General features: G+C 72.0%; 16 protein-coding genes. 12 read left to right on the top strand and 4 right to left on the bottom strand.

Going from position 1 to position 14795, the window contains the following annotated elements:
• Positions 1–108: 108 nt before the first annotated feature.
• From ABZ370_RS23895 to ABZ370_RS23950, 12 genes are all read left to right on the top strand, one after another.
• Positions 109–411: an urease subunit gamma gene (locus ABZ370_RS23895; protein WP_358624353.1), complete on the top strand. Its 303-nt coding sequence runs from the start codon at positions 109–111 to the stop codon at positions 409–411.
• Between the two features lie 16 nt (positions 412–427).
• Positions 428–733 (top strand): urease subunit beta, encoded by a 306-nt coding sequence (locus ABZ370_RS23900; RefSeq protein ID WP_358624356.1) that lies wholly within the window; start codon positions 428–430, stop codon positions 731–733.
• A complete protein-coding gene (locus ABZ370_RS23905; protein ID WP_358624358.1) occupies positions 730–2451 on the top strand; it encodes an urease subunit alpha in 1722 nt (573 codons plus the stop codon). The genes ABZ370_RS23900 and ABZ370_RS23905 overlap by 4 nt, the downstream gene beginning before the upstream one ends.
• A 242-nt stretch (positions 2452–2693) precedes the next feature.
• On the top strand, positions 2694–3374 hold the full coding sequence (locus tag ABZ370_RS23910) for an urease accessory UreF family protein (protein WP_358624521.1): 681 nt from the start codon (positions 2694–2696) through the stop codon (positions 3372–3374).
• 34 nt (positions 3375–3408) lie between these two features.
• Entirely contained in the window at positions 3409–4113 is a 705-nt protein-coding gene (gene ureG, locus ABZ370_RS23915; RefSeq protein ID WP_358624361.1) for an urease accessory protein UreG, read from the top strand.
• Positions 4110–4901 (top strand): urease accessory protein UreD, encoded by a 792-nt coding sequence (locus ABZ370_RS23920; protein WP_358624364.1) that lies wholly within the window; start codon positions 4110–4112, stop codon positions 4899–4901. The genes ureG and ABZ370_RS23920 overlap by 4 nt, the downstream gene beginning before the upstream one ends.
• Positions 4902–5129: 228 nt before the next feature.
• Complete coding sequence (locus ABZ370_RS23925; protein WP_358624366.1) at positions 5130–6758, top strand: alpha/beta hydrolase; 1629 nt, start codon at positions 5130–5132, stop codon at positions 6756–6758.
• A 432-nt stretch (positions 6759–7190) separates the two neighbouring features.
• Positions 7191–8726 carry an ATP-binding protein gene (locus tag ABZ370_RS23930; RefSeq protein WP_358624369.1) on the top strand — a complete coding sequence of 512 codons (1536 nt, stop codon included), beginning with the start codon at positions 7191–7193 and terminating at the stop codon, positions 8724–8726.
• A gap of 3 nt (positions 8727–8729) precedes the next feature.
• Positions 8730–9137, top strand: coding sequence for a roadblock/LC7 domain-containing protein (locus ABZ370_RS23935; protein WP_358624372.1), 408 nt, complete (start codon positions 8730–8732; stop codon positions 9135–9137).
• Entirely contained in the window at positions 9134–9496 is a 363-nt protein-coding gene (locus tag ABZ370_RS23940; RefSeq protein ID WP_358624374.1) for a DUF742 domain-containing protein, read from the top strand. Before ABZ370_RS23935 ends, ABZ370_RS23940 begins: the two co-directional genes overlap by 4 nt.
• A complete protein-coding gene (locus ABZ370_RS23945; RefSeq protein ID WP_358624377.1) occupies positions 9477–10100 on the top strand; it encodes an ATP/GTP-binding protein in 624 nt (207 codons plus the stop codon). The genes ABZ370_RS23940 and ABZ370_RS23945 overlap by 20 nt, the downstream gene beginning before the upstream one ends.
• The gene (locus ABZ370_RS23950) at positions 10097–11536 is read left to right on the top strand and encodes a cytochrome P450 (protein ID WP_358624380.1); all 1440 of its coding nucleotides are present in this window, start codon (positions 10097–10099) and stop codon (positions 11534–11536) included. Before ABZ370_RS23945 ends, ABZ370_RS23950 begins: the two co-directional genes overlap by 4 nt.
• Positions 11537–11567: 31 nt before the next feature.
• On the opposite strand, the gene ABZ370_RS23955 is transcribed toward ABZ370_RS23950, so the two are convergent.
• The 4 genes from ABZ370_RS23955 to ABZ370_RS23970 all read right to left on the bottom strand — a co-directional run bounded on the left by ABZ370_RS23955 (position 11568) and on the right by ABZ370_RS23970 (position 14782).
• Positions 11568–11720 (bottom strand): hypothetical protein, encoded by a 153-nt coding sequence (locus ABZ370_RS23955; protein WP_358624383.1) that lies wholly within the window; start codon positions 11718–11720, stop codon positions 11568–11570.
• Between the two features lie 93 nt (positions 11721–11813).
• Positions 11814–12764 (bottom strand): cytochrome c oxidase assembly protein, encoded by a 951-nt coding sequence (locus ABZ370_RS23960; RefSeq protein ID WP_358624386.1) that lies wholly within the window; start codon positions 12762–12764, stop codon positions 11814–11816.
• A 74-nt stretch (positions 12765–12838) separates the two neighbouring features.
• Positions 12839–13864, bottom strand: coding sequence for a 6-phosphofructokinase (locus ABZ370_RS23965; RefSeq protein WP_358624387.1), 1026 nt, complete (start codon positions 13862–13864; stop codon positions 12839–12841).
• A gap of 180 nt (positions 13865–14044) precedes the next feature.
• Complete coding sequence (locus ABZ370_RS23970) at positions 14045–14782, bottom strand: glutamine amidotransferase (RefSeq protein WP_358624389.1); 738 nt, start codon at positions 14780–14782, stop codon at positions 14045–14047.
• Positions 14783–14795 lie beyond the last annotated feature (13 nt).

The following is a 14795-nucleotide window of genomic DNA, read 5'->3' on the forward strand; positions in this document are numbered from 1 at the left end:
GTTTTTGCGTGTCATCGTCAAGGGCGATTCTTTGCCGAGGCGTTAACCAGCTTGAAACGCCGTCCAACTAGCCTTCGGTAGTCGTGCGTGAGGATGAGGTGGGACGACGTGCATTTGACGCCGCACGAGCAGGAACGCCTGCTCATTCATGTGGCTGCCGACGTGGCTGAAAAGCGACGGTCCCGGGGTGTGGTACTCAACCATCCCGAGGCCATCGCGTTGATCACCGCGCACATCCTGGAGGGCGCCCGGGACGGCCGTACCGTCGCCGAGCTGATGGCCTCCGGCCGCAAGGTGCTCACCCGCGACGAGGTCATGGAGGGCATCCCCGAGATGATCCACGACGTGCAGGTCGAGGCCACTTTCCCGGACGGCACCAAGCTCGTCACCGTCCACCAGCCGATCGTCTGACGGGAGGCGGCGTTCCATGATCCCCGGAGAGATCCTCCACGCGGACGAGCCGGTACGGCTCAACGAGGGGCGGCCGGTCCTCCGGCTCACCGTGCTCAACGCGGCCGACCGGCCGGTCCAGGTCGGCTCCCACTACCACTTCGCCGAGGCCAACCCCGGCCTGGAGTTCGACCGCGCCGCCGCCCGCGGCCACCGGCTCCACATCGCGGCGGGCACCGCCGTGCGCTTCGAACCGGGCATCCCCGCCGAAGTGGAGCTGGTGCCGCTGGCGGGCGCGCGCGTCGTCCACGGGCTGCGCGGCGAGACGGGAGGCGCGCTGTGACGGAGCTGAGCCGTGCCACCTACGCGGACCTGTTCGGACCGACCGCGGGCGACCGTATCCGGCTCGCCGACACCGACCTCGTGGTCGAGATCGAGGAGGACCGCTGCGGCGGCCCCGGCCGCTCCGGCGACGAGGCGGTCTTCGGCGGCGGCAAGGTGATCCGCGAGTCCATGGGCCAGTCCCGCGCCACCCGCGCCGAGGGCGCCCCCGACACCGTGATCACCGGTGCCGTGGTGCTCGACCACTGGGGCGTGATCAAGGCCGACGTCGGGCTGCGCGACGGCCGTATCACCGGGATCGGCAAGGCCGGGAACCCCGACACCATGGACGGAGTCCACCCCGACCTCGTCATCGGCCCCGAGACCGAGGTCATCGCGGGCAACGGCAGAATCCTCACCGCGGGCGCCATCGACGCCCACGTCCACTTCATCTCCCCGACCCTGATCGACCAGGCGCTGTCCTCGGGTATCACCACCCTCGTCGGCGGCGGCACCGGGCCCGCCGAGGGCACCAAGGCGACCACCATCACCCCCGGCCCCTGGCATCTGGCCCGGATGTTCGAGGCGCTGGAGGCGTACCCCGTCAACATCGGGCTGCTCGGCAAGGGCAACACCGTCTCGCGCGAGGGCATGCGGTCCCAACTGCGCGGCGGCGCCCTCGGATTCAAGATCCATGAGGACTGGGGAGCGACCCCCGCGGCGATCGACGCCTGCCTCGGGGTCTGCGAGGAGAGCGGCGCGCAGCTCGCCATCCACACCGACACCCTCAACGAAGCCGGGTTCGTCGCCGACACCCTCGCCGCGATCGCCGGACGCTCCATCCACGCGTACCACACCGAGGGCGCGGGCGGCGGCCACGCGCCCGACATCATCACCGTGGTCTCCCAGCCGAACGTGCTGCCCAGCTCCACCAACCCGACCCGGCCGCACACCGTCAACACGGTCGAGGAACACCTCGACATGCTGATGGTCTGCCACCACCTCAACCCGGCCGTCCCCGAGGACCTCGCCTTCGCCGAATCCCGCATCCGGCCCGGCACCATCGCCGCCGAGGACATCCTGCACGACCTCGGCGCCATCTCGATCATCTCCTCCGACTCCCAGGCCATGGGCCGGATCGGCGAGGTCGTCCTGCGCACCTGGCAGACCGCGCACGTCATGAAGCGGCGCCGGGGCGCCCTGCCGGGGGACGGGCGCGCGGACAACCGGCGGGCGCGTCGCTATGTCGCCAAATACACCATCAACCCGGCGGTGGCGCAGGGCCTCGACGGCGAGATCGGCTCGGTGGAGCCCGGCAAACTCGCCGACCTGGTGTTGTGGGAGCCCGCCTTCTTCGGCGTCAAGCCGCACCTGGTGCTCAAGGGCGGGCAGATCGCGTACGCGCAGATGGGCGACGCCAACGCGTCCATCCCGACGCCCCAACCCGTGCTGCCCCGGCCCATGTTCGGCGCGATGGGGCGCGCCCCGGCCGCCAACTCCTTCAACTTCGTCACCCAGACCGCCCTGGACGACGGCCTGCCGGACCGGCTCGGCCTCGGAAAGCGGTTCGTGCCGATCCGGGGGACGCGCGGGGTGACCAAGGCGGACATGCGGGAGAACGACGCCATGCCGAGCGTGGAGGTCGACCCGGACACCTTCACGGTGACCATCGACGGCGCCCCCGTCGACCCCGCCCCGGCCGCCGAACTCCCCATGGCCCAGCGATACTTCCTCTTCTGACCGCGATGACCATGGACAACGCTCTGCCTACGACACCGTCCGGGCCCCCGCGGCCCGCGACACCCGGCCCGGCCCCCACCCCGGGCGGGCTCCCCGGCGATACCGCGCCGCTGGTGCCGGGCGGGATGCCGCCCACGGCGCCTGGCGGCTCGCCCCTGGCACCGGGTGGGGTTGCGGTGGCGCCCGGCGGGGTTGCGCCCGCGACGCCCGGCGAGGCTTCGCCCGGGCGGGGCGGGTGGGGGATCGGCGGGGGTGTCGGCGCATTGCTCATCCTTGCCGACGGGCGGTTTCCGGCTGGGGGGCATGCCCACTCCGGTGGGGCCGAGGCCGCCGTCAAGGCCGGGCGGGTCCATGACCCGGCCACGCTGGAGAGCTACTGCCGTGGGCGGCTGCACACCGCCGGGCTCACCGCGGCCGGGCTCGCCGCCGCGGCCGCCGCCGGGGTGGACCCGCTCGCGCTCGACGAGGCCGCCGACGCCCGGACCCCCGTGCCCGCGCTGCGCGCCACCGCCCGGCGGCTCGGCCGTCAGCTGATGCGCGCCGCCCGGGCCACCTGGCCCTCGGCCGAGCTGGACGCCCTTGCCGCCGCCCGGCCGCGCGGCGCCCATCAGCCTGTCGTGCAGGGGCTGGCCGTGCGCGCCGCCGGGCTCGACCCGCACGCCGCCGCGTACGTCGCCGCGTACGAGTCGGCCGGAGGACCGGCGTCCGCCGCCGTACGGCTGCTCAGCCTCGACCCGTTCGACGCCACCGCCGTCCTCGCCCGCCTCGCCCCCGAGATCGACCGGATCGCCGTCCGGGCCGCCGAGGCCGCGTACCGGGCCCTGGACGAGGGGCCCGGCGCGCTGCCCGCCGCCGCGGCGCCGTTGCTCGACATCGCCGCCGAGCAGCACGCCGCCTGGCCCGTACGCCTCTTCGCCTCGTAACCGCCCGCCCCGATCACCCGCCCCCGGAGCCGCCATGCACCTCGACCACCCCGAGACCTACCCGCAGCGCCACACCCACGGCGCCGCCGACCCCCGCCGACCCGATGGCACCCGCCGGGCGCTGCGCATCGGCCTCGGCGGACCGGTCGGTTCCGGCAAGACCGCGACCGTCGCCGCCCTGTGCCGGGCGCTGCGCGACGAGCTGTCGATCGCCGTGGTCACCAACGACATCTACACCCGCGAGGACGCCGAGTTCCTGCTGCGCAACGCGGTGCTGCCGCCGACGCGCATCACCGCCGTGGAGACCGGCGCCTGCCCGCACACCGCGATCCGGGACGACATCTCCGCCAACCTCGAAGCGGTCGAGGATCTGGAGGAGAGCGCCGGCCCGCTCGACCTGGTGCTCGTCGAGTCCGGAGGCGACAACCTCACCGCGACCTTCTCCAAGGGCCTGGTCGACGCACAGGTGTTCGTCATCGACGTCGCGGGCGGCGACGACATCCCGCGCAAGGGCGGCCCGGGGGTGACGACGGCCGACCTCCTCGTCGTCAACAAGACCGACCTCGCCCCGTACGTCGGGTCCGACCTGGAGCGCATGGCACGCGACGCCAAGGAGCAGCGCGGCGATCTGCCCGTCGCCTTCACCTCCCTGGTCGCGGTGGACGGCGTCCGTCCCATCGCCGACTGGGTACGGGAGCGGCTGGCCGCCTGGACAGCGGCCCCGGCGGCCCCGGAGTGACCGGCACCGGCGTACGCGCCGCCGCCCACCTCGTCGCGGCCGCCGACGGCCGCGGCGGCACCGCGCTGCCCGTGCTGGCCGGGGACGGGCCGCTCGCCCTGCGGCGGACCCGGGCGACTGGCGACGGCGAGGCGTGCGTCACCGTCGTCGGCGCGATGAGCGCCCCGCTCGGCGGCGACCACATCGCGCTGACCGCGACCGTCGGCCCCGGTGCCCGGCTCCGCGTCGGCTCGGCGGCCGCCACGCTCGCGCTGCCCGGCCGCTCCGCCGAGCCCGCCCACTACGCGGTCCGGCTGACCGTCGCGGACGGCGCCACCCTGCACTGGCTGCCCGAGCCCCTGATCTCCGCCCACGGCAGCGATCTGCGCATGACCACCACCGTCGAACTCGCCCCCACCGCCCGTCTGGTGCTGCGCGAGGAGCAGATCCTCGGCCGCTCTGGCGAGCCCCCGGGCGCGCTCACCAGCCGCCTCACCGTGCACCGCGCCGGGCGACCGCTGCTGGACCAGGAGCTGTCGTACGGCCCCGGCGCGCCCGGCTGGGACGGCGGCGCGGTGCTCGGCGGGCACCGGGCGGCCGGTCAACTCCTCGTTGTCGACCCGGCGTTCGACAGCGACCCCGTCGCGCCCCGCCTGCTCGCCGACACGGCCGTCATCACCCCGCTCGCCGGTCCCGCCGCCCTGGCCAGCGCCGTGGCGGCGGACGGGCTGCGGCTGCGCCGGATGCTGGACGAGGCGCTCAGCTCGCGGCCGCGTCCGGAGCGAGGTCGTGTACGAACACCGGCTTGAGCCGCTTCTCGGGCAGCGTGTCGGGCACTTGCTCGCCCGGTGGCCTCGACGGCGACTCCAGGTCCTCATCGCGGGCGCGATCGAAGGCTGAACGGGCCGTGAAGGTGACGTGTTGATAAAGAAACGGCGGTTCGCCCTGTACTCAGCGGTAAGCGAGGCGCGAGGATCTTCCTGACACTCTGTGATCATCGCCGCACTGGCGGCGCAACAAAGCAGGGGGATTACTACGTGAGACGCACAGCAGTACTCGGCGTGGCCGGCGGCGTGTTGACCGGTGCGCTGATAACCGGTGCGCTGGTCGCCCCCACGGCGGGGGCATCGGAGCCCACGCGGACGCCGGGGGGCGCCGCGGAGGCCCGTGGGGCGGCGGTCGCCGCGGCCCGGGCCGCGAAGGCGGGCATCGACTGGACGGACTGTCCGGCCGACTGGAACCTGGCCAAGCCCATTCAGTGCGGCTATGTGACCGTTCCGCTCGACTACGCCAAGCCGAACGGCCGCACCATCAAGATCGCGGTGGACCGCGTCGGCAGCACCGGGACCGCCTCCGAGCGGCAGGGTTCGCTGATCTACAACCCGGGCGGACCGGGCGGCTCCGGGCTGAAGTTCCCGACCCGGGTCACCAACAAGAACCCGCTGTGGACGAAGACCGCGAAGGCGTACGACTTCGTGGGCTTCGATCCGCGCGGGGTCGGCCACTCGGCCGCCATCTCCTGTGTCGACCCGCAGGAGTCCGTCAAGGCGCCCAAGATGGACCCGGTGCCCGACAGCGAGGCGGACAAGCGGGCGCAGCGCAAGCTCGCCAAGGAGTACGCCGACGGGTGCAAGGAGCGCAGCGGCTGGATGCTGCCGCACCTGACGACGCCCAACACCGCCCGCGACATCGACGTTCTCCGCGCCGCGCTCGGCGACAAGAAGCTCAACTACCTGGGCGTGTCCTACGGAACGTACATCGGCGGGGTCTACGCGACGCTCTTCCCGAACCATGTGCGCCGCCTGATCGTGGACTCCGTGGTCAACCCTTCGCGGGAGAAGATCTGGTACCAGGCCAACCTGGACCAGGACGTCGCGTTCGAAATGCGCTGGGACGACTGGAAGGCGTGGGTGGCCAAGAACGACGCGGCCTACCACATCGGCAGCACCCCGGGAGCGGTCCAGGCGCAGTGGGAGAAGCTGCGCGCGACCGCCAAGAAGAACCCGATCGGCGGGGTCGTCGGCCCGGCCGAGCTGCTCGGCTTCTTCCAGAGCGCCCCGTACTACGACTCGTCGTGGGCCACGGTCGCTCAGGTGTGGAGCGACTACCTGGCCGGTGACGAGAAGGCGCTCGTCGAGGCCGCGGGCCCGGACCTGTCCGACACCGCGGGCAACATCGCCTCGGAGAACGGCAACGCGGTGTACACCGCCGTGGAGTGCGCCGACGCCAAGTGGCCGACCAGCTGGCAGAAGTGGGACCGGGACAACACCCGGCTGCACCGCGACTACCCGTTCCTGACCTGGTCCAACGCCTGGATGAACCTGCCGTGCGCCACCTGGCCGTCCCAGCAGCACACCCCGCTGGAGGTCGGCGCGGGCAAGGGGCTGCCGAAGACGCTCATCGTGCAGAGCACCCGTGACGCCGCCACCCCGTACGAGGGCGCCGTCGAGCTGCACAAGCGGCTCAAGGGATCGCGTCTGATCACGGAGAAGGACGCCGGTTCGCACGGCGTCACCGGGCTGGTCAACGCCTGCATCAACGACCGGGTGGACGCCTACCTGCTCAAGGGCACGGTGGACGCCAAGGACGTGACGTGCGCTCCGCACGCCACGCCCAAGCCCGCCCAGACCGGCAAGGCCGCGAAGGCCGCCGGGGCCGTCAAGTAACGGTCGGCCGGGGCCCGCTTCCGTACGAGTCGGCGCGTACGGAAGCGGGCCCCTGCGTCGTTCCCGCCCCCGGACTACCGGGGGAACGCCGCCGCGAAGGCCGCCCTGGTGGGCGAGTCCGCGCGGCGGTCCAGTCGGCGCGGTGCGCCGCGTAATAAACCGACCGACTGTACAACTTCCGGCAGGGTCCGGCGAGTCGCCGGAGGGTGTCCGTAATAGCCGCGTATGCACTGCATGTTGGCGGTGTGGGGTTTCGGGTCGCCCGAGGGTGTGAGCGAATGCGATCGCTTTTTTACGCCCATTGAATTCACTCGCCGAATTCGTTACCAAGAAAAAATCATCGTCATTTCGGGGCGTGTTCCAGCCGCTATGCTCCAGGGCCCATAGCGAGTTCTTCGCACGTATTTTCTCCCGCTGCTTTTAAGGAAGCCGATGGTTTTCGCCGGCGCGTCACCTGGAGGCCGACGGCCCGCCTCCGTGCTCGTATGGCTCATCCCTCCCGCCGCGATGGCGGCCTGCGCGGCGCTCGCCGTGACCGTGGTGTCCGCCGGTGCGCGGGCCACGGTCGCCGCGTGCGGCGCGGCGGCCACGTTCGCGGTGGCCCTGGCGGCGGCCGAGGCGGCCCGCCGCGGCCGTCTGATCGGCAGGCTGCGCGCACGCGTCGCCGACCAGGACGCCGCGTACCACCAGCGCCTGGCCGAACAGGAGGTGGAGACCCGGCGGCTGGCCCAGGAGGTGCTGCCCGCGGCCGTGGCGCGGCTGCAGCGCGGAGCCGAGGTCGACGCCGTGATGAAGAGCATCGAGTCCTCGCCCGACCTCGACCCGGACTTCGAGTCCGCGCACCGCGCCGTCCTGCGGTCGGTGCTGGAGATCGTGCGGGCCGAGGAGGACCTGCGGGACGCGGCGGGGCGGGCGTTCGTCAACATCGCCCGCCGGGTGCAGGCCATCACCCACCAACAGGCCATGGACATGCGGGACATGGAGGACAAGCACGGGGCCGCCCCCGAGGTCTTCCACGATCTGCTCCACCTCGACCACGGCAACGCGCTGATCGGCCGCCTCGCCGACAGCATCTCCGTGCTGGGCGGCTCCCGCCCGGGCCGTCAGTGGCGCAACCCGGTGCCCCTCTACAACGTGCTGCGCGGCGCCATGTCGCGCATTCTCGAATACCGGCGGGTGGATCTGCACTCGGTCGCCGACGTCGGCATCGTCGGCCCGTCCGTGGAGCCGCTGATCCACGCCCTGGCCGAACTGCTGGACAACGCCACGCGCTACTCCCCGCCCAAGACCCGGGTCCATCTGACCGCGGTCGAGGTCCAGTCCGGGGTGGCGGTCGAGATCGAGGACGCCGGGGTGGGCCTGTCGGAGGAGAGCCGCAATCGGGCCGAGTACGTGCTGGAACAGGCAGGCACCGGCTTCGACCTCGACGACCTCGGCGAGACGCCCCGGCTGGGTCTGGCCGTGGTCGGCCGGCTCGCCGTCAAGTACCGGTTGCAGGTCTCGCTGCGGCCCTCCGCGTACGGCGGCGTCCGCGCCGTGCTCGTCGTCCCGCAGGACGTCATCTGCCCCACCCCCGCCCCCGGCGGCGCCATCGCCCGGGCCCAGAAGCTGCCGCCGCCCAAGCCCATCAAGCGCGCCGAGCCCTATCCGCCGCTGTCCGAAGACATCACCGGCCAGGTTGTCCACGACCACAACGGAATCCGCCACAACACCGCCGGACTTCCCCAGCGCCGCCGCCGGATGCCGACCGTGACCCCGCCCATCCGGATTCAGGCCGACCCGGAGCCCGCCCCGCCGGGCCCCCGGACCCCGGCCGAGCCGCCCGTCCAGCCGGGGATGTGGCTGGCCGCGTTCACCAAGGCCGTCTCCGGTGAGGCGGACCCGGTGGACACCTCCGGCCACCGGCACGGCGAAGAGCCAACGGATACGTCGCACGCCTGGGACAACGCCTCGGATAAGGGTGAGTAGCAAGTGACGCAAGCGCGGTTCAACATGGACTGGATGCTCCGGGACCTCGCCAAGAGCGTTCCGCAGACCCGCCACGTGGTCCTGCTGTCCTCGGACGGCCTGTGCATGGCCCAGGTCGGCACGGACGGGGACACCGCCGACCGCCTGGCCGCCGCCTGCGCGGGGCTGCAGAGCCTGTCGACGGCGATCGCCGCCGAATTCCCCACCGGCCACGGGCGGATGCGGCTGGTGGTCATCGAGGTCGACGCCGGCTTCTTCTACCTGATGGCGGCCGGTACCAGCTCCTACCTCGCGGTGCTCGCCGACGACGGCGTGGACGCCGGGCTGATCGGCCAGTGCATGAGAGACCTGGTCGCCCGGCTCGGCGAACACCTCAGCAGCCCGCCACGGGTCGACGGACGCATGACATGAGCCGGGCCGGAAGGGGCGCCCACGAAGGCGGCCCCGAACGGCTGTACATGGTCGACGGCGGCGGCCCCGCCCGGTCCGCGCGGGCGGGCGGCATCGAACTGGTCAGCCTGATCGTGGCCCGGGCCGAACCCGGACCGGGCATGCTGCCCGAGGCCGCCGCCGTGCTGAGGATGTGCCACTTCCCGCTCTCCGTGGCCGAGATCTCCGCGTATCTGACGCTGCCCGTCAGCACCGTGACCGTACTCCTCGCGGATCTGCTCGCCCACCGCCAGGTGGAGGCCCGGTCCCCGGTTCCGGCCGCCGTGCTGCCCGACACCGAACTCCTCCAGGCGGTGATGCATGGACTACAGAACCTCTGAGACGACCGTCGGCCCCCGAAGCGAGGACACCCTCCCGGCCTCCGCCACGGCGGCCGTCAAGATCGTGATCGTCGGCGGCTTCGGGGTCGGCAAGACCACCATGGTCGGCTCGGTGAGCGAGATCCGCCCGCTCACCACCGAGGAGACGATGACCCAGGCCGGGGTCGGCGTCGACGACCTCGCCGGGGTGGAGCGCAAGACCGAGACCACCGTGGCCATGGACTTCGGCCGGATCAGCCTCAACGAACGGCTGGTGCTCTACCTCTTCGGCACCCCCGGCCAGGAGCGCTTCTGGTTCCTGTGGAACGGCCTCTTCGAGGGCGCCCTCGGGGCCGTGGTCCTCGTCGACACCCGCCGGCTGGAGGTCAGCTTCGACGTCCTGGGCCGACTGGAGGAGCGGGGCGTCCCCTTCGTCGTCGCCATCAACGCCTTCGCCGGGGCGCCCGTCCACCCCGTCGGGCGGCTGCGCGCGGCCCTGGACCTGCCCGAAACCGTCCCCATCATCGACTGCGACGCCCGAGAGCGCGCCTCCAGCCGCGACACCCTCCTCACCCTCGTGAGCCATCTGCAACACCTCACCACCGTGACCCCGGAGACACCGTGACCCCTCCTCCCGACAAGTGCCCCGCCCACGCCCGGAGCCCCCTCGCCGGTGTGGTGGACCTCTTCGGCTCCGAGAACGAGAAGGACCCGATGGGTCTGTACGAGCGGCTGCGCACCGAACACGGACCGGTGGCCCCGGTACGGCTCGGCGGCGACGTACCGGCCTGGCTACTGCTGGGCTACCGCGAGAACCTGGAGGTCGCCCGCACCCCCTCCCGCTTCTCCCGCGACTCCCGGTACTGGAGCGCCTGGGCGCAGGGCCGCATCCCGGACGACTCGCCGCTGCTCCCCGTGGTCGGCTGGCAGCCCATGTGCACCTTCGCCGACGGCGACGAACACGAGCGGCTGCGCGCCGCGCTCACCGACAGCATGAACCGCGTCGACCGCCGCGGCATCCGCCGCCACATCACCCGCTTCACCCATCAGCTGGTCAACGACTTCTGCGCCGACGGACAGGCCGAACTGGTCACGGGCTTCGCCCAGCGGCTGCCCATGCTCGTCCTCACCCAGCTGCTCGGCATGCCCGACGAGTACGGCCCCCGGCTGGTCGAGGCCACCCGCGACCTGATGAAGGGCTCCGAGACGGCCCTGCGCAGCGACCAGTACGTCACCGACACCCTCCGCCAGCTCGTCGAGCGCAAACGCGCCGACCCCGGCAGCGACCTCGCCTCCTGGCTGCTGAGCCACCCCTCCCGGCTGACCGAGGAGGAGGTCGTCCAGCATCTGCGGCTCGTACTGCTCACCGGCAACGAGACCACCACCAACCTCATGGCCAACACGCTGCGCATGGTCCTCACCGACCCGCGCTTCCGCGCCTCCCTGGCCGGTGGCCATATGACCCTGCCGGACGCCATCGAGCACGTGCTGTGGAACGAACCGCCTCTGACCGTGATCCCCGGCCGCTGGGCCACCGGCGACACCGAACTGGGCGGACGGCAGATCAAGGCCGGGGACATGCTGCTCCTCGGCCTCGCCGCCGGGAACGTCGACCCCGCCATCCGCCCCGACCTCGGCGCGCCCATGTACGGCAACCGCTCGCATCTGTCGTTCAGCGGCGGCCCGCACGAATGCCCCGGCCAGGACATCGGCCGCGCCATCGCGGACACCGCCATCGACACCTTGCTGCTGCGCCTGCCCGACCTGCGGCTGGACGTGCCGGAGCCCGAGCTGACCTGGGTCGCGTCGTGGATCTCCCGCCATCTGGTCGCGCTGCCGGCCGCGTTCATGCCGCGCAGGCCCGAGACCGATCCGGTGGACACCTCCGGCATGCTGCTCGCGCCCAAGATGCGCCCCGCGCGTCCTGCGCGCCGTCGGCCCTCGGACGGGGAAGAGGCGTTACCCCCGCGCGGAACCGCCGCCGCCGACACGGCGGGCCCGCCCGCCCGCGTCTCATGGTGGACGTCCCTGTGGCGGTGGCTGCGCGGCACCGCGACGTGACGCTACGCCCGCTGCGTGACGTCACGCCCGCTCAGCGGGTGAGCAGCGTCCCCACCGTCAGCAGCGCGAGCACGACCCAGGCGAACCACAGCCAGCCGTTGCTCCCCAGCGCCACGGTGTAGGCCGTCACCAGCACCAGGCCACCCACCGCACACGCCGTCATTCCCTTGGCAGATCCGGTCATCCCCGACCTCCTCACGGCGGCCCCGGCGCCCCGGCGCCGGAACACCGGCCCCACGGCCGAGACTCCATGGTCTCTCGGCCGTGGGGTTCCCGGCTAGCGTCCGCGCGCCTGGAGAGATGCCAGATAGGCGTTGTACGCGGCGAGTTCCTGATCGCCGTCGCGGTCCGCCGTACGGTCGTCGCGCCGCGCCTGGCGCTGGTCGGACTTGTACCACTGGTACACCAGCGCCACCAGCACGATCACCGACGGGACCTCGCTGAACGCCCAGGCGATGCCGCCCGCCGCGTTCTGGTCGGACAGCGCGTCGATCCCCAGCGAGCCGGGCGGATGCTCGAAGCTGCCGACCATGGGCTCGCTCGCCATCATCAGCGCGATCCCGAAGAACGCGTGGAACGGCATCCCCGCGAACAGCTCCAGCATCCGCATCACATAGCCCGGCCGGTGCGGACCCGGGTCCACGCCCATGATCGGCCAGAAGAAGACCAGACCCACCGCGAGGAAGTGGACCATCATCGCGATGTGCCCGGCCTTGGAGCCCATCAGGAAGTCGAAGAGCGGGGTGAAGTAGAGCCCGTACAGGCTCGCGATGAACAGCGGGATCGTGAACACCGGGTGGGTGATGATCCGCATGTAGCGGCTGTGCAGCAGCGCGACCAGCAGCTCCCGAGGCCCCTTGCGGCCCCGCCCGGCCGCCGGGAGGGCGCGCAGGGCCAGCGTCATCGGCGCGCCCAGCAGCAGGAGGATGGGGGAGACCATGCTGATGATCATGTGCTGGACCATATGGACGCTGAACATGACCATGCCGTAGTCGTTCAGCCCGGTGCACATCGCGACGACGATCGTCAGCACACCGGCGACGAACGCCAGCAGCCGCCCCACCGGCCAGCTGTCCCCCCGCCGCCACAGCCGCGCCACGCCCCAGCCGTACAGCGCGAGCGCCAGCACACAGCCGACCAGGAAGAAGGGATCACCGCCGAACTCCAGCCCGCGCGACAGCGTGAACGGCGGCAGATCCATCATCATGCCGTGCCCGCCGTGATCCATTCCCTATCCCCGGCCTTCCTGGGTTCTCCCGATGCGCACCACAATGTGCCCGCACCAGCGTAGAACCGGTCAGATCACAGCACGCACTCGGCCTCGGTGTACCGCTCGGCGGGTACCGTCTTGAGCCGCTCCACGGCTTCCGCGAGCGGCACCAGCACGATGTCCGTACCGTGCAGGGCCGTGATCTTGCCGAACTCGCCGCGGTGCGCCGCCTCGACGGCGTGCCAGCCGAAGCGGGTGGCCAGCACCCGGTCGTACGCCGTCGGCGTGCCACCGCGCTGCACATGGCCCAGGATCACCGGCCGGGCCTCCTTCTCCAGCCGCTGCTCCAGCTCGACGGAGAGCAGACGGGCGATACCGGCGAACCGCTCGTGGCCGTAGACGTCCCGTTCCCCCGGCGCGTACTCCATCGTGCCCTCGCGCGGCTTGGCGCCCTCGGCGGCCACCACGATCGCGAACTTCTTGCCCGCCTCGAACCGTGCCCCGACGGTCCGGGCCAGCTCCTCGATGTCGAACGGACGCTCCGGTACGACGATCGCGTGGGCGCCCGCGGCCATACCCGAGTGCAGCGCGATCCAGCCGGTGTGCCGTCCCATGACCTCGACGATCAGCACCCGCTGATGCGACTCCGCGGTGGTCTTGAGCCGGTCCAGGGCCTCGGTCGCCACGCCGACCGCGGTGTCGAAGCCGAAGGTCACATCGGTCGACGCGATGTCGTTGTCGATCGTCTTCGGGACTCCCACGATGGGCAGCCCGGCGTCCGACAGCATCCGGGCCGCCTTCAGGGTGCCCTCGCCGCCGATCGGGATGACCGCGTCCAGGCCCAGCTCCTCGACATGGCCCTTCGCGCGCTCCACCCCGTCCCGCAGATGCGCGGGCTGGACCCGGGTCGAGCCGAGGATGGTGCCGCCGAGGGCCAGGATGCCGCTCACGGCGTCCAGGTCGAGCTTGCGGTAGTCGCACTCCAGCAGGCCCTTCCAGCCGTCCTGGAAGCCGATCACCTCGTCGCCGTGATCGACGACGGCGCGGTGGACGACGGACCTGATGACCGCGTTCAGCCCGGGGCAGTCGCCGCCGGATGTGAGCACACCGATGCGCATGGCGCGTGATTCCTCTGTCTGCAATGGAGCCGACATCCGGACCGCGCTGTCCGGCTGGACGACGACACCCTACAAGCGGCGGACGCCGCTGCCCGCGCTTCGCCGCCGGGTGTCCGCGATGCGGTCACCCGGCGGCTCAGCCGTGCGCGAGGGCGCTCAGGCGGGTGCTCAGGAGGGTGCTCAGGCGGGCTGGGTGGCCGCCGCGATCCGCTCGTTGCGCAGCGCCTCGTACCACTGGTCGTCGACCGGCGGCAGCCCGTTCACATCGAGCGCCAGCTTCAGCAGATGGTCCGCGATATGCGGGTTGCGGGCCATCACCGGGCCGTGCATGTACGTCCCGAAGACGGTGTCCTTGTACGCGCCCTCGTAGCCGTCGCCCGTGCCGTTGCCGTTGCCGAACCGGACGCGTGCCAAGGGGCGCGCGGTCGGGCCCAGGTGGGTGACGCCCTGGTGGTTCTCGAACCCGGTCAGCGGCGGCAGCCCCAGCGGATCGTCGATGTCGGCCAGTACGTCGCCGACGCAGCGGTCGCCCTCGCCGCGGGTGCTCATCACGTCCAGCAGGCCCAGCCCCTGCTGGCGCTGCCCGAGGTCGTTGACGAACTCGTGGCCCAGGATCTGGTACCCGGCGCACACCGAGAAGACGATCGCCCCGTTGGCGACCGCGCGGTTCAGCCCGCCGTCCCGCATCAGCCGCTCGGAGGCCAGCCGCTGCGGGCGGTCCTCACCGCCGCCGATCAGGTAGATGTCCCCGGAGGTGGGGATCTGCTGGTCGGAGCGGACGTCCAGCCGGGAGACGTCCAGCCCGCGCTGGCGCGCCCGGCGCTCCACCACCAGGACATTGCCCTGGTCGCCGTACGTGCTCAGCAGGTCGGGGTAGATCCAGACCAGACGCAGGCCGTTCTGGCTCGTGCTACGCATCGTCGTGTCTCCT

This window comes from Streptomyces sp. NPDC005962 (genome assembly GCF_040629205.1).
Lineage (GTDB): Bacteria > Actinomycetota > Actinomycetes > Streptomycetales > Streptomycetaceae > Streptomyces.

Excerpts from the sequence above, each read along its gene's own strand:
- ureG (WP_358624361.1), top strand. The coding sequence starts at position 3,409 with ATGCACCTCGACCACCCCGAGACCTACCCGCAGCGCCACACCCACGGC.
- ABZ370_RS23945 (WP_358624377.1), top strand. The coding sequence starts at position 9,477 with ATGGACTACAGAACCTCTGAGACGACCGTCGGCCCCCGAAGCGAGGAC.
- ABZ370_RS23970 (WP_358624389.1), bottom strand. The coding sequence starts at position 14,782 with ATGCGTAGCACGAGCCAGAACGGCCTGCGTCTGGTCTGGATCTACCCC.
- ABZ370_RS23940 (WP_358624374.1), top strand. The coding sequence starts at position 9,134 with ATGAGCCGGGCCGGAAGGGGCGCCCACGAAGGCGGCCCCGAACGGCTG.
- ABZ370_RS23900 (WP_358624356.1), top strand. The coding sequence starts at position 428 with ATGATCCCCGGAGAGATCCTCCACGCGGACGAGCCGGTACGGCTCAAC.
- ABZ370_RS23965 (WP_358624387.1), bottom strand. The coding sequence starts at position 13,864 with ATGCGCATCGGTGTGCTCACATCCGGCGGCGACTGCCCCGGGCTGAAC.
- ABZ370_RS23930 (WP_358624369.1), top strand. The coding sequence starts at position 7,191 with ATGGTTTTCGCCGGCGCGTCACCTGGAGGCCGACGGCCCGCCTCCGTG.
- ABZ370_RS23955 (WP_358624383.1), bottom strand. The coding sequence starts at position 11,720 with ATGACCGGATCTGCCAAGGGAATGACGGCGTGTGCGGTGGGTGGCCTG.
- ABZ370_RS23960 (WP_358624386.1), bottom strand. The coding sequence starts at position 12,764 with ATGGATCACGGCGGGCACGGCATGATGATGGATCTGCCGCCGTTCACG.